Origin of the sequence: Rhizobium sp. YTU87027 (assembly GCF_050644135.1) — a bacterium.
Classification (GTDB): domain Bacteria; phylum Pseudomonadota; class Alphaproteobacteria; order Rhizobiales; family Rhizobiaceae; genus Rhizobium.
In genome coordinates this window covers 889,860-903,174 of sequence record NZ_CP098441.1, presented here as the reverse complement: position 1 = coordinate 903,174, position 13,315 = coordinate 889,860, and the positions used below count along the sequence as shown (strand labels likewise).

The 13,315-nt window shown below is 60.1% G+C and carries 11 protein-coding genes; 5 read left to right on the top strand and 6 right to left on the bottom strand.

The window, feature by feature from the left end; all coding sequences use genetic code 11:
• Positions 1 to 18: 18 nt before the first annotated feature.
• The 3 genes from NBG89_RS23025 to NBG89_RS23015 all read right to left on the bottom strand — a co-directional run bounded on the left by NBG89_RS23025 (position 19) and on the right by NBG89_RS23015 (position 4,449).
• Positions 19 to 1,815 carry an alpha/beta fold hydrolase gene (locus NBG89_RS23025; RefSeq protein WP_431324396.1) on the bottom strand — a complete coding sequence of 599 codons (1,797 nt, stop codon included), beginning with the start codon at positions 1,813 to 1,815 and terminating at the stop codon, positions 19 to 21.
• A gap of 136 nt (positions 1,816 to 1,951) precedes the next feature.
• Complete coding sequence (locus NBG89_RS23020; protein WP_431324395.1) at positions 1,952 to 3,370, bottom strand: lipopolysaccharide biosynthesis protein; 1,419 nt, start codon at positions 3,368 to 3,370, stop codon at positions 1,952 to 1,954.
• Complete coding sequence (locus NBG89_RS23015) at positions 3,367 to 4,449, bottom strand: endo-1,4-beta-xylanase (RefSeq protein WP_431324394.1); 1,083 nt, start codon at positions 4,447 to 4,449, stop codon at positions 3,367 to 3,369. Before NBG89_RS23015 ends, NBG89_RS23020 begins: the two co-directional genes overlap by 4 nt.
• A gap of 217 nt (positions 4,450 to 4,666) precedes the next feature.
• Between NBG89_RS23015 and NBG89_RS23010 the strand changes: the two genes are divergently transcribed.
• The 3 genes from NBG89_RS23010 (at position 4,667) to NBG89_RS23000 (ending at position 8,556) form a co-directional block, all read left to right on the top strand.
• Positions 4,667 to 6,151 carry a GumC family protein gene (locus NBG89_RS23010; RefSeq protein ID WP_431324393.1) on the top strand — a complete coding sequence of 495 codons (1,485 nt, stop codon included), beginning with the start codon at positions 4,667 to 4,669 and terminating at the stop codon, positions 6,149 to 6,151.
• Positions 6,144 to 7,508, top strand: coding sequence for an O-antigen ligase family protein (locus NBG89_RS23005; protein WP_431324392.1), 1,365 nt, complete (start codon positions 6,144 to 6,146; stop codon positions 7,506 to 7,508). Before NBG89_RS23010 ends, NBG89_RS23005 begins: the two co-directional genes overlap by 8 nt.
• Positions 7,509 to 7,623: 115 nt before the next feature.
• Complete coding sequence (locus NBG89_RS23000) at positions 7,624 to 8,556, top strand: glycosyltransferase family 2 protein (RefSeq protein ID WP_431324527.1); 933 nt, start codon at positions 7,624 to 7,626, stop codon at positions 8,554 to 8,556.
• A gap of 6 nt (positions 8,557 to 8,562) precedes the next feature.
• Here the strand turns inward: NBG89_RS23000 and NBG89_RS22995 are convergent, their stop codons facing one another.
• Both NBG89_RS22995 and NBG89_RS22990 read right to left on the bottom strand, forming a co-directional pair.
• Entirely contained in the window at positions 8,563 to 9,423 is an 861-nt protein-coding gene (locus NBG89_RS22995) for a DUF6492 family protein (RefSeq protein WP_431324391.1), read from the bottom strand.
• 14 nt (positions 9,424 to 9,437) lie between these two features.
• A complete protein-coding gene (locus NBG89_RS22990) occupies positions 9,438 to 10,217 on the bottom strand; it encodes a WecB/TagA/CpsF family glycosyltransferase (protein WP_431324526.1) in 780 nt (259 codons plus the stop codon).
• Positions 10,218 to 10,498: 281 nt separating this feature from the next.
• Here NBG89_RS22990 and NBG89_RS22985 point away from each other — a divergent pair, with 281 nt between their 5' ends.
• Both NBG89_RS22985 and NBG89_RS22980 read left to right on the top strand, forming a co-directional pair.
• Positions 10,499 to 11,581, top strand: coding sequence for a glycosyltransferase (locus tag NBG89_RS22985; protein WP_431324390.1), 1,083 nt, complete (start codon positions 10,499 to 10,501; stop codon positions 11,579 to 11,581).
• A 101-nt stretch (positions 11,582 to 11,682) separates the two neighbouring features.
• Positions 11,683 to 11,895, top strand: a complete 213-nt coding sequence (locus NBG89_RS22980; protein ID WP_431324389.1) for a hypothetical protein — start codon at positions 11,683 to 11,685, stop codon at positions 11,893 to 11,895.
• 263 nt (positions 11,896 to 12,158) lie between these two features.
• On the opposite strand, the gene NBG89_RS22975 is transcribed toward NBG89_RS22980, so the two are convergent.
• Positions 12,159 to 13,157: an EF-hand domain-containing protein gene (locus NBG89_RS22975; RefSeq protein ID WP_431324388.1), complete on the bottom strand. Its 999-nt coding sequence runs from the start codon at positions 13,155 to 13,157 to the stop codon at positions 12,159 to 12,161.
• Positions 13,158 to 13,315 lie beyond the last annotated feature (158 nt).

Here is a 13,315-nt window from a genome sequence, read left to right as displayed (position 1 = left end):
GAACCGCAATGCCACCGATCAGGCGTGAACGGCGCGTTTGTCCCGTCGATGATCGCCAAGCGCAAGAGCTTGTCGCTTTGCCAGTTCGATCAGCCTTTCGCGCGCCGGCTGCGGTGTCAGATTGTGGTCGGCGTCAGGAAACAGATGCAGTTGCACGTTCGGGTAAGCGGACAGTTTTTCGCCCGCGGTGCCGAAGTTTACCCGGAACATTTCCTGCCCCTCGTCTCCTTCGGTATAGATGATCGACAACTGCGTGCCACGGCTGGCGAGTAGATGAAAATCACCATGCACCTGTCTTGTGAGCTGCGTGAGCGGCCTGGCCGGCGCAAAGACGGGAGACAGGCTACCCGCCATCCGGTCGACCAGACGCATGGAGATGTTCCTGGTCACCGCCGCAAGATCCACGTCGCCTGCCCACAGGCGGCGAACCGTTTCGAGATCCAGCACATTTCTGAGATAGGCTTTCAGGGTCTTCGGCAAGCCTTTGAAACGCCAGCGGAAAGCCACGGGATTGACGATCAGGCAGGCATCCCAGCGCGGATCGTCAACTGTACTTCTGAACGCAACATAGGCACCACTGCAGCGTCCGATCAGAAGGGTGCGTTGGCTACTGCCGAGGCTGTCAACATAGTCTCGAGCGATTGCGACATCGGCAATTTGGGCCTCGTCGTAGAGGACCTGTTTGCGCCGCCATGAGACCGGGGGGCTGTCCCCGACACCGGCACTATCAAAACGCAAGGACGCGACGCCAACCGTTGCGAGCTCGCGTGCAAGCTCGACGGCGGAACGGGCCCAACCGGCCGTATGATCGTAAGCAGTCGTTAAAATCACGGCGCTCACGCCGGCGGATCCGCCAGTCGGTTCGCACAAGACCCCGTAAAGCCGGTCATCTGGCCCGAAGCGAACGGATGTTTCGCGAATTCGCCCCAGCCGGACCGATGCATTCGAGCTGGGCTTTTTTGCCGGCAGTGCACTGCGGCCCCGATATTGCGGCAGCGATTGCAGCCAGTCGATCAGCGCGTCAACAAGTGCGCCGGGAATATCCTGGTTCAGCGGGTTGGAAACGAGCGCATCATATCCCGCAAAGGCTATCGCGCGAAGCTTGCAGCCGGCAGCCTCCAGCTTGTCGCGAAACGTGGTATCGGCCTCGAATCCCGGCCGCTCGGCAAGGAAAATGGCGGGCTTGTTGGTGATCTGGAGGCCGTTGAGGTCGATTGCCTTGATATCGTCTGCAACGGCGCGCGGCATGCGTAATCCAGCGATTGATCCGGCTGCGCTGTCACGCAGCTCCGGCTTTATGCCAAGTCCATCGTCGATGAGCCTCGAAAACAACGAAAGCTCGCGCAGATAGACACGCCCTTTCAATACCGGCGCCAAAAGGGCAATCGCTATAAGAGATGGCTCGCAATGGGCCTGCATGAGAGCAAGACTGGCACCAATGCCCTGACCGACAAAAATCACGCTGCGGGCGCCCGAAAGCGCCTTGAGTTCGAAGGCGGCCTTGCCGATCACCTCTGACCACGCCGACAGTCCGCGCTCGGTTGCGGTGTCGTCGAGCGAATTTGCTGTTCCCGGATAATCGAAGCGCAGACTTGCAACACCGATGTCGGCGAACCGTTCGGCCAGGATGCGGTAGAACCGGCGTGTGCACATTTCCTCCATGCCCCAGGGGTTGAGGAGAAGCACCGCAACATCGCTCTTGGCTGCGTCACGACCGGCTGCCGTAAACAGGCCAATATGCGACCCGAAGGCAGTCGGCTGCGAGGCGGAACGCCCCTTGCCTTCTTCCTGGTTCATAGCCGTCTGTTTCACCATCACCTTACCCTGCAAAGCGTCCCGATCGAATGCCGGTCGAATGTATTCCTCACTGATATACTTGATGCGTTAAGAAATTAGGAGAATCTGATGGGTGTTATTCTGGCTATCGGTTGGTCATAGACCGTATTTCCAATCAGGCTGGCCGCAGCCGCCGGGTCAGCGCCAGGCGGACGCCGGACAGATTGAGTGCGAATGCGGCAGATGCGTAAACGACGACACCCGTCACGATCGGCACGCTCAGGTCGAAAACGGCATTGCCGGTCGGATGCCTGCCGACGATGAACGTCGGCACCGCCATTGTTGCGGTTGCGAGACTGACCTTGACGATCGGACGAAGTTCGAGCGGCAAGCGATGGGCACGATAGGAGAGGAAGTAGCCGGCGATGACGCCCCCAATTTCAGCAATCAACAGCGCCCATGCGGCGCCAACCAGTTGGAACCGTGGAACGAGGACGAACATGCCGATGATGTTGATCGCCAGAATGATCATACCCTGCGCGCCCATCAGGCCCGGTTTCTTTGCCAGCTGGAAGCTCACATGCACGAACTGATAGGAGATCGAGCGAAATAGCCAGGCAAAGACCAGGATCGGGATGAGGGTTGCCGCGGCATCACGAAACTCGGCGCCAAGGATCAGACTGGCAAAGCCCGGCGCGACCAGCGCCAGTCCGACGACCATCGGCATCAGCACCGTCAACAGCACCTCGGCTGTTTCCATCAGATGCCGGTTGGTGGCCTTGTGGCCCTCCTGCGCCAAAAGACGGATCGCCACGGGAATGGTTGCCGAACCGATCGCGACACCGGGAAACAGGATGATCTGCCGGACCAGATCTGCTGCCGCACCATAGACGCCGGCGGCCGTCTCACCGATATAGGTCACGATGATCATGCGGTCGAGAACCGTGTGCAGCACGAAGATGAAGGACGAAGCCGTCATCGGCAGGCCAAAGCGCAGCATATCCTTCAGCAATCCGGTATCGAACGGATGGCGCGGTCGGCGCCACACGCCAGGCGCATATACCAACAAGGTCACGAGATAAGAGCAGGCGACGCTCGCAAGCAGGCCCTGCCCCCCCATGCCGAACACCATGACCAGGGCTGTGGAGAAGACGAGGGTCAAGACCGCGCGCAAGATGACCGACCACATGTAGGCGCCGGTCTCTTGACGGGCGCGGAACACTTCCTGCACAAATTCGAAAAGTCCGACCATGAAGGCAACGAAGACGGCAGGTACGACATAGGTCGAGGAATCCTCGGCGATCAGCCAGGTTGCCAGAATGACAAGCGGACTGAAAAGCATCAGTCCGATATAGCCACAGAGCGCGGTGGTGCGGACGTCCTTCGATCCACCCTCGGAATCGAAACGCAGCACCGAGAATTTTATCCACCCGAACAGCAGGGTCGTTATGACGCCGGCAACGCCTGTGCCCACGACATAAATACCGTATTCGTGAGGGCTCAGCATGCGGGTGAAGAGCACGACTGAAACGAACCCGAACAACGCCGAAACGGCGTTGGCAATCATATAAGTCGAGATCTGGCGAAACATCATTCGGCCGCACGCGTGAATTCGTCGATTACCGTCATCAGCGCCTTGGGCCGACATCCGGCATCAAGCGGCAGCGGACGGTTGGGCTTGCCGTCATCGCGCTTGAACCACATCGGCACCCAGGTATAGCGATCGGTGATGCCCCAGGTCAGGATGGCACTCGGCCGTGCTGCGTCAAAGATTGCGCCGAGGAAGTCGTGCGCTCGTGCGGCAACAAGCTGGTCACGGTCATATTCGAGAGCCGGCAGCTTGTTGTCGATCACATCAAGTTCGGTCACGAGAACCTCGAGCTGCATTGCCTTCACCGCTTCGACGAATTTCGAAAGGCCCTCCTTGTCGATTTCCATGTCACCCGGCAGATGGCCCTGGATGCCAACGGCATGGAGCGGCACGTCGCGATCCTTGAGATCGCGCAGGAGGTCGAGCAACGCCTGGCGCCGGTCACGGCATTGCTGCGTCGGGTTTTCGATATTGTAGTCGTTGATGACGAGCTGTGCGGAGGGATCAATCGCGGCCGTCGTGCGCAGTGCAAGCTCGATGTAGCGCTTGCCGAGACGCTCCTGCCAGATTGAACCACGGATCGTCGCGCCGCTCTCGGGATGTTCGGCGATCGCCTCGTTGACGACATCCCAGCTTGGAATCCGACCCTGGTAGCGTGCGACGACCGTGGTGATGTGATGGACGAGTTCGCGCTCGGCTTGCGCCGCGCTTGCGATGGTCTGCGTCCATTCCGGCATGGCGCCGTACCAGGCAAGCGTGTGACCACGCATTTTCATGCCGTTCTGATCGGCAAAAGCAATCAGCCGGTCAGGCTGGTCGAACACGAACTGGTCCTGGCTGGGGCGCAAATCGAACCACTTCAGCCCACCCTCGCCGACGACAAGCTGGCAATGGTCGACAATCGCCGCCTTGTAGTCATATTCCGTATCGAGAAGATCGGTGCGCACCGCCGCACCGTAAGGAATGCCCCCTCTTGCATAGGCTGCCCTGGCAGTTCGCTCAGTTCGGACAAAAGGGTCGAGTGCGCCGGAGGATGCCAGTCCGGCACCCAATGCGCCGAGAACGAAATCCCGCCTGCGCATGAATGGATATCCTTGAGATTGCTTATAAATGAACCAGAATTTCGACCGCGCGCGCGGGCAAGACCTTCATTGTCTACTGTTTAGTCGAGACTTGCTTCGCGCGCACGCGACAATTGAAATCGCTATTAATGGATACTTAAGGAAAATCAGGTCTCTTAACCATGGATTTGCGCTTTCGCGCCGTGTCAATCAGAACCCGCCGCCAGAACCCGCCCCCATGTACGAAGCTGCCCCCCGACATCAGACTCCGGTCATCAGTACACGAGGCTGGACGAGGAGCCGGGAGCCACGCGATGACGTTGTCACGCAACCGCGGCCAGTCCTCAAGCTTGCCGAGCCGCCTGCGAGCCAGGACAGCTCCATTGTCTTCCAGGAACTCTTTCGGTTCGACCTCACACGCGTCCTCGATTGGTTGCGCCGGGGTCTCGTCTGGATCGTTGCCTTTGCCATTCTCGGCATGGTCGCGGGCTACGCCGTGGTGTTTGTGATCAAGCCGCGCTTTATGGCCGGGATCGATCTTCTCGTCGACCCGTCGAACCTGCGGGTGGTCGCCGACGACATCTTCTCCGAAAGCATGCAGAGGGATACGCAGCTGCTCGATGTCGAAAGCAAGTTGCGGGTTTTAACGTCGGGCAACGTCTTGAGCCGCGTGATCGGCGATCTGAAGCTTACCGCTGATCCGGAGTTCGTTGCACCGAATTCCAAGGACCCGGCCGGCGACGCACTTCGTACACTTGCAAAGCGCGTGACGGCCCGGCGCGACGAACGCTCTTTCATCGTCAACATTGCCGTGTGGACACAAGACGCCGCCAAGTCCGTCGCCATCACCAATGCTATTGCCAGCGCCTTCCAGGAAGAACTCGCCAGGGCCGAATCGGAAGGTGCCGGGCGGGCGGCGAACTCGCTGTTTGCGCGGCTCGGGGATCTGAAGACAGAGGTTGCCAAGGCAGAGGCTGCCGTCGAGGCATTCAAGCGCGAACAGGGGTTGCAGTCGAGTTCAGGCGAGCTTGTCAGCACGCTGATGTCAAACCAGACGAATACGCAGCTGATCGACGCCAAAGCGCGCGTCATACAGGCGCAATCACGTTATAACGAGCTCATATCGACCAATCCGAGGAACCGGCTGAACGCCTCTGCGCTGCAATCGGAAACGATGACCATGCTGCGCACGCAATATTCGACGCTGCGACAACGCGTAACCTCTCAATCCGCCGTGCTTGGGCCACGCCATCCAATGATCCTGTCGCTGCAGCCCCAGTTGAAAGCGCTGGAAGGCCAGATCGATGCCGAGACGGCGCGCATTGTGCAAGCCGCGAAAGCCGAACTCGATCAGGCAAGGTCAGCCCTTGACGCCTTGAACGCCGAAGCCAACCAGATGAAATCCTCGGTCTTCCAGGATACCGCCGCGCAGATCCATCTGCGCGAACTGGAACGCGAGGCACGCGCCAAGGCGACAGTGTACGAAACATTCATGGCGAGGGCTGGAGAAGCTGCCGAACGCCAGCAGATCGACACGACCAATGTGCGGATCGTGTCGCCGGCAGTCGTCCCGACGGCCCGCAGCTTCCCGCCACGCGGCTATGTGCTGGCCGGCGCCGGTGGCGTTGCAGGCCTCGGGCTCGGCATTGCCATCGCAGTCCTGTCCGGGCTTTGGCGCGACTATCGTCGGCTGAGCACGGCGCCGGGCCAAGCCGATGGCTGACACGGGCAAGACTGCCAAGCTTGAAAGGAGGGCTGCCTTCGCAGCCTTTTTGTTCCTGGCCGTCTTCGGCTACTTCTGGGTCGGATTGAACCCGTTTCCCGATCCGAACGCCACCAGCCTTTCGACGCCGTACGGCGGCACTTCGAACGTCCTCAACCAGTTGATCGTCATCGCCATGTCGGCCGTGGTGCTGCATACCGTGCTTCAAAGCCCGGCCCGCCATCTGCTGCTGCGCCCCTATGGCTTGCTGATCTGCCTGCTCGTCTGGCTGCTCTTCACCGGCCTTTTTGCCGGCGATCCAAGTGCCGCATTCCGACGCATTGTCTTTGCGATCCTGGTCTGCCTCTGCGCAAATGCGGTGCTGCTCATTCCAAGAGATGGTCAGCAGTTTGCAAAGCTCATGTGCATCGGCCTGACCATCACTACCGGGCTTTCCTATTTTGGCGTCATCGCGCTTCCACACCTTGCCATCCACCAGGCAACAGATGCACTGGAGCAGTCGCTTGCGGGCGACTGGCGCGGTCATTTTGGCCACAAGAATGTTGCTGCTGCCGCAATGGTCTATGCCGTTTTCTTCGGGTTTTACATCGCAAAGGCAGGACAGGGACGGCTTGGGATACTGATTGCGTTGTCTGCCGGCTTCTTCGTTCTTCATGCAGGGGGCAAGACCTCGGCTGCGATGCTTCCGGCAATCCTGCTGCTTGCCTGGATTTTTGAACGCTGGACCGGTTTCGGAACGCTGCTCCTGGTCGGCGGCCTCGTGAGTTTGAATGCTATGTTGCTGACTGCGGCCATGTCTTCGAGTTTCAGCGCTCTGCTTGCCTCAGCCGGCATTGATCCGACCTTCACCGACCGCGGCTCGATCTGGCGTCTGGCCCTTTCGGCAATCGCCGAGCGACCGATCCTCGGCTACGGCTTTCAGTCGTTCTGGCAGACCGACGCGCTGTTTAACAGCGGCCAGGCGATGACCACGTGGGCGGTGACCGCCGCCAATTCCCACAACGGCTACGTCGAGCAGCTGATCAATGGCGGCATCCCGGCGCTGGTAATGGTCGTCATCTGGCTGGTGATCCTGCCCATCGGCTACGCTCGCCGCGCGCTTGCCGGCAAAAACGACGTCGCATTGACGCGCCTGTTCTTGCGGATCTGGCTGTTCTCGCTATTTCTTGCCTGCCTTGAAAGCCCGTTTTTCGGCAACAGCGGACCGATCTGGTTCACCATGCTGATTGCCGTCTTCGGCCTGAGATTGCAGGCCAATGCCGGTCTCGTGGTCAGCGCGCCGTCATCGCCGGCACTCAAGGCGAGCCTCGATCCCTCATCCCCGGTCGACGCACTGGTCATTCTGAAGTCGCGTTAACCTCATGCTCAGCCGTCAATTGTAGAATGCGCGCCAGCCATTTACAGCTTCACCGCCGATTGTCGGCGACGTTGCCCTGTGCGGCAACGACAACCCGCCGATTGAGGTTTGGATGATGCAGCAAAGCAAAGGGTCCGTTGAGGCAGTCGTCTGCGTCCCGACTTTCCGTCGGCCGGCATGGCTTCAACGCACGCTGACATCCTTGGTCGACCAGGTTACCGATTTTGGCTTTGCCATCGTCGTTGTCGACAACGACGCGGCCAACCCGGCCGGCGCGGTCTATGCCCGCGAATTCCTCGCCACAGCAGACCGGCCATTCCTGGTCCTGACGGAGGAACGACAGGGCAATTGCTACGCCATCAACCGTGCTTTCGGCGAGGCAATGGCGGCGTTTCCCGACGCCGAGTTTCTTCTGATGATCGACGACGACGAAATGGCCCTTCCCGGCTGGCTTGGCGCAATTGTCGGTACGGCCAAACGCGAGAGCGCCGACATCGTCGGAGGACCGGTCGTACGGGAGTTCGAAGTGCCGGTGTCCGACGCTGTCACGCGCCACCTGCTCTTCGGCTCGATTGAGGGCTCGACGCGCGCAATCGACCAGATCCACGGCTCCGGCAACTGCCTGATCCGCCGGCGCGTATTTGCCGGTCTCGCCTCGCCGCTCTTCGATGTCCGCTTCAACTTTCTAGGCGGCGGCGACATGGAGTTCTTCACCAGATGCCGCAAAGCCGGTTTCAAGACCTGGTGGTGCGCGGAGGCGGTGATCCGCGAGTTCGTACCGCAGGAGCGTGTGTCGGCCCGTTTCCTGATGACGCGCTCGCTGCGCACCGGAAGCATCAACTATGTCATTGATCGGATCCACAGTGCGTCAGCAACACGTGTTCTCGCAAAGAACGCTCTCAGTATTGGCGCCGGCTCACTGCGATCGATAGCGCTGTTTTTGCAGACCCGGCGACTGCTGCCGGCAAGTCATCCGCTTTTGGTGTCGCTCGGCCGCACACTGGCAAGCCTCGGGTTCTTGCCGACCCCTTACCAGGCCAGCAATTAGGCTGCATCAACCAAGCGCAACCTCGCGGATCACCTTAATTGGTGTGCGCGTATGCGACTGAACGGCGATCGTTGTCTGCCCGGGCTTCAACCCATCCATGAACGCGGCCAACCCGGCCGCGTCGAGCGCCGGCCCCTCCCAGTAAGTCAGGCACGGGCTTTGCGAAACACGTTCGTGCCTTTCGGCAAGCTCAGGGTCATTGGCCACTGCGACACCATAAAGCAGATATTCGGAAAAATGCCTTACGCGGGCGAGCGCATGCCACCAGGGAAGGCCGCTTGTACCTTCGATGCGCTTTACCATGGAGGCGACCGTGCGCTGCTCCCACACCACCATCTGGCTTATGAAATCGTCACCCGGCAGCGCCGGCGCCCGCAGGCCAAGCAGCCGATGGGCATTTTGCCACCAGCGGACATGGCTCGGCCGTGATGGATTGACATCGCCCGGCGCTACATAGTGCGCGAGCTTCGGTGTCGAGGCGATCACGCTCAGGTCGAGCGGACGGCAGAAACAATTGTCGGAATCGATGCACATCACACGTTCGCTCGGCTGCGCCAGGGTCATGGCGATCTTGCGCATCTGCTGCAGGTGCCAGCCGTAGACGGGCAAGCGAAGGTGCGGTGCCCACCAGTAACGTCGTCCGCGCCACTTTGGCAACGACCAGAGTGGTGGAAGCAGGGTGGACGAGACGATGACCTGGCGCCTTTTTCCCTCGAAGGAGGCAAAGGCTTCAGCATCCTCGTCACCGATCACGATGTAGTGCATATCGTAGCCGGTGACGTATCGGTCGATCGAGTCACTCAGAAGACGGCAGCTCTCAAGGTCGCCGCGATAGCTCGGTGTAATCAGCGAAATTGAAGGGTTCATGATCGTCGTCCCGATCAACGACCTGCAGACAAGGCCCGCAGCGAATGGCGGAGCATCGCATAGATGGCAACCGGATTGGTGGTCAGATAGCGCGTTGTCAGCCGACGCGGCTCAAGGAGCATGCGGTAGAGCCACTCAAGGCCCATCTTCTGCATCCAGTCAGGTGCGCGTCTCTTGCTGCCGGCCAGGAAGTCGAACAGACCGCCGGAGGTCTTGATCAGACCGACATTGTGCAATTTGTGGATGTTTCGCACGACAAACTGCTGCTCCAGCGGTACGCCGAATCCGATCCACAGAATGTCCGGAGCGGCCGCATTGATCGCCTGGACAACAGCCTCCTCCTCGGCGCGGTCGAAATAGCCGTTGCGCCGGCCGGCAAAACGAAGCCCGGGATAGGCCTTGGACATGTTCTCGACTGCTCGGGCGTTCACCTCCTCGCTGGCACCGAGGAAGTAGAAACTGACCCCGGCCTGCGCGGCGCGCTCCGCAACGGCATGCACGAGATCGGTCGTGGCGACACGCTCCGGCAATGGTTCGGCAGACGATAGTCTCGAGAAGATCACGACCGACATGCCGTCGGCATGAATCTGGTCGGCCTGACGCGTCATCGAGCGAAAATTGGCATCGTGTTCACAAAGCGCGATCACCTGACCGTTTGCCGAGGTGGAATAGAAGGGGCGCCCACCGGCGCCCCTGCGCTCGAGCGCGAGCCGAATGAAGGCATCGGCGGAATCCTCCATCCCGGCCCGCACGATCGGCAGGCTTCCGAGCCGGTTGGTCGGCCACTCGTTCATCGAATAACTCAGACGCGCTGACGCACTGCTATGCCTAGTCATTCACGCACCTTCGAAACGGGGATCAGTTCAGGAACAGAGCCGATAGTTAGCCGTTTCGGCGAAGGATCGCTGCAAAACCTCTTCGTATAGTTAACCCCTGATAGACACGTGATAATCGCAGGAACTCCGGCTGAAGATGGGGCAGGCTCGAGGCAAAAAAATTGTAAGCCGGCCTTTACGAAAAGACGGTATCAACGCTGTGTGGCACGCCCGTTGCCCATCTGTTGAAAAGGTCCCCTATGGCGAAACGTCGCTATCTCGCACTGGTCTCCGACGCAGCCCAAACCTGCGGGGTCGAGGAGTTTGCGCGGCAGACTGGTCTGCGGCTTTGCGAACGGGCTGACCGGCATGTGCTTGACGGCGATATCCGTCGGCTCAAGGCGGCGCTTGTCGATGCGGACGCCGCCATCCTCAACTTCCCTGTTGTGGCCTGGAAGAAGAAACTTGCCGAACCGATTGTCGCAGCGCTCAGCACGCGGCTGCATCAAAAGGAACTCATCGTAGTGCTTCACGAATGGGATGCTCTCGATTGGAAACGCCGCCTGGTTTTGGTCCCGGTGGTGATGCTCGCGACACGGATCCTGTTTTCAGCGCCTGAAGTAGCCGCCGAATTTGCCAAGAGCCCGCTGTCTGCCTTGTCAACCCGACGGCGCGGCGTCATTCCCATCCCGCCGAACCTTGCCTTGCCCGACAAGCCGCATGATGGCTCTGTTGCCCGCACGCTCGATGAACAGGGCAAGGCCGGACGACTCATCCTTGGACAGTTCGGCTCGATCTACCCGAAGAAGCAATCCACGGCGGTTCTGGAAATTGCCGCGCGCCTTTTGGCCCTCGGTCACGATGTCGGCGTCGTGTTTGTCGGATCGTTCATCCGCGGCAGCGACAATGTGGAGCGCGATTTCTATGCGCTGGCCGACAAGCTCGGCATTTCCGGCCGCGTCGCGGTAACGGGCTATGTTGCCGGCGCCGAGGAGCTGTTTGGCATTTTCAAGCACGTCGACGTCTTCTGCTATTTGTTCTCCGAGGGGCTGACGGCACGTCGGGCAAGCGTGCTGGCGGCGAGCTTTTCGGGAAAGCCCGTCGTCGTCAACCGGCCGCAGCGGCACGATGCCCTCTCGCACCACAGCCTCTTTCGCAAGCTGGTCGACGGTGGTGCGATACGCCTGGTCGACACCCATGCCGACGCAGCCGCGATGGCCGAGGCCGTGTTGGAGGCAAGCCGGAGCAATGTCGCATCGATTGACGCCAAGGCGGAAGTCGACGCCTTGTGGGGCGCCGTCATCGACGCGCTTGATGAAGAGCGGGTGACCCAGCTTTCTTGAGCATTCTGCCGATACTCTTGAGGGAACAATGGCTCGCGAGGATCGTTTCCTGGTTAAGCGACAAATGCGTCGCCAAGCCAGCTGAAAGGACGTGATTCGACATGGAAATGACGGAGGGCCGCCGGATTGCAGAAGAATATCTCCGGCTCGGCGGGAAGAGGCGCGTCAAGATCGACGACAACCAGCAGACTGTGCGCGCATGGGAGGCGGATCCGCCTGCCGCAGAAAAGTTCTGGCATGATCGTGTCGAGGGTTTGGAAGCACGCCGCCGCAGAGAGGTCGAGTTCTTCCTGCCGTCGATCAATTCCCCTTAACCGGCGTGGGGAGCCGGAAGGCTACTGCATGTCTGGCCCGGACAGCCGATCCCGGCCAGAATAATAAGCTATTGCCGTGGCGAAAGGCGCATCCAACCGGGATGAAACCCCTTGATCTGACACCAGTGATCTGACACCGGCACACCAACCGTCCGCGGCGACGGGCACAGCGATCAACACGTCTTCGAAAACCGGGGGCGTCAGCTATTGAAAGGGTGGATGCCCTTCATTGACGCCCCCGGCCTCAAGAGGGCAGTCGCGTCCTAAACCATGAACGCCTGCGCCTCTGCCTCCTCGCTTGCGAAGTCCGGGTACTGGAAATCAGCTGACGGTGGCAGCTGGGGCTTCATTGCGTCGACAAACTGATCCTTGGTGATCGACCCGGCGCCGTCCGTATCCATGCTTTCGAACAATGCTGTTGCCTGCTCCTCGCTCACATCGTCGGGCCGTCCGGCAGCAAACTCTGCCTGGCTGATGACGCCGTCGCCGTCCGTATCCAACGAGCTGAACAGGTCGGAAAGTGAATCGTCCGACGACGACGGCGGCGGAGAGCCAGCGCCGATCGGCGGCGCATTTGCCGACATTGCCTCCTGCAACCGGTCGGCCGTCAGCGAGCCGGAACCTTCCGTGTCAAAGCTGTTGAAGAGATTTGCCGCCTGCTCCTCGCTTACATCGGACGGACGCCCTGCAACGAACTCTTCCTGGCTAACGACACCGTCGCCGTCCGTATCGAGTGAGGTAAACAGATCAGAAGACGACCCGTCCGACGAGGATGACGATGACGACCGCGCAGGCGGAGGTCCTGCGCCCATCGGCGGCGCATTTGCCGACATTGCCTCCTGCAGCTGATCGACCGTCAGCGACCCCGAACCTTCCGTGTCAAAGCTGTTGAAGAGACTTGTTGCCTGGTCCTCGCTTACATCAGATGGACGCGCTGCAACGAATTCGGCCATACTGACCTGACCGTCGCCGTCCGTGTCCATTGATGTGACGCGATCATCTTGCGCCGTGTCGGTGCCGGGCTGGTCGCCACCGGATGTGGTTTGGCCTTGCTGCATACTCATCAGCATGGACATCAACTGAGACAGCAGCTTTTGCGCGCTGTCGATCGACGCGCTGTCGTCCGACGCTGTGGAGGAAACTCCGCCCGAGCTCCCGGCAGCGGCAACATTAGAGGAAATTGATTGACTTTCAGTGGTAGCCGAAGCGAGTTTCGTGTACCGGTAGGACGTGGTGGCCGATGTCGACGCGATTGTTGTCATAGAGCGCTCCTATGCGACGAAGATGGGTGGGGCGACGCATTACAGAACTAATGAGTTCTCTAATGGGAGTCGGTTCAACTCGCAACAACAAGGCTGCTGGCAAGAAGTCGTAGTTGACATTGCCGGCTCAGGCGAGCCGCCGATTCGGGAGCCGAAAT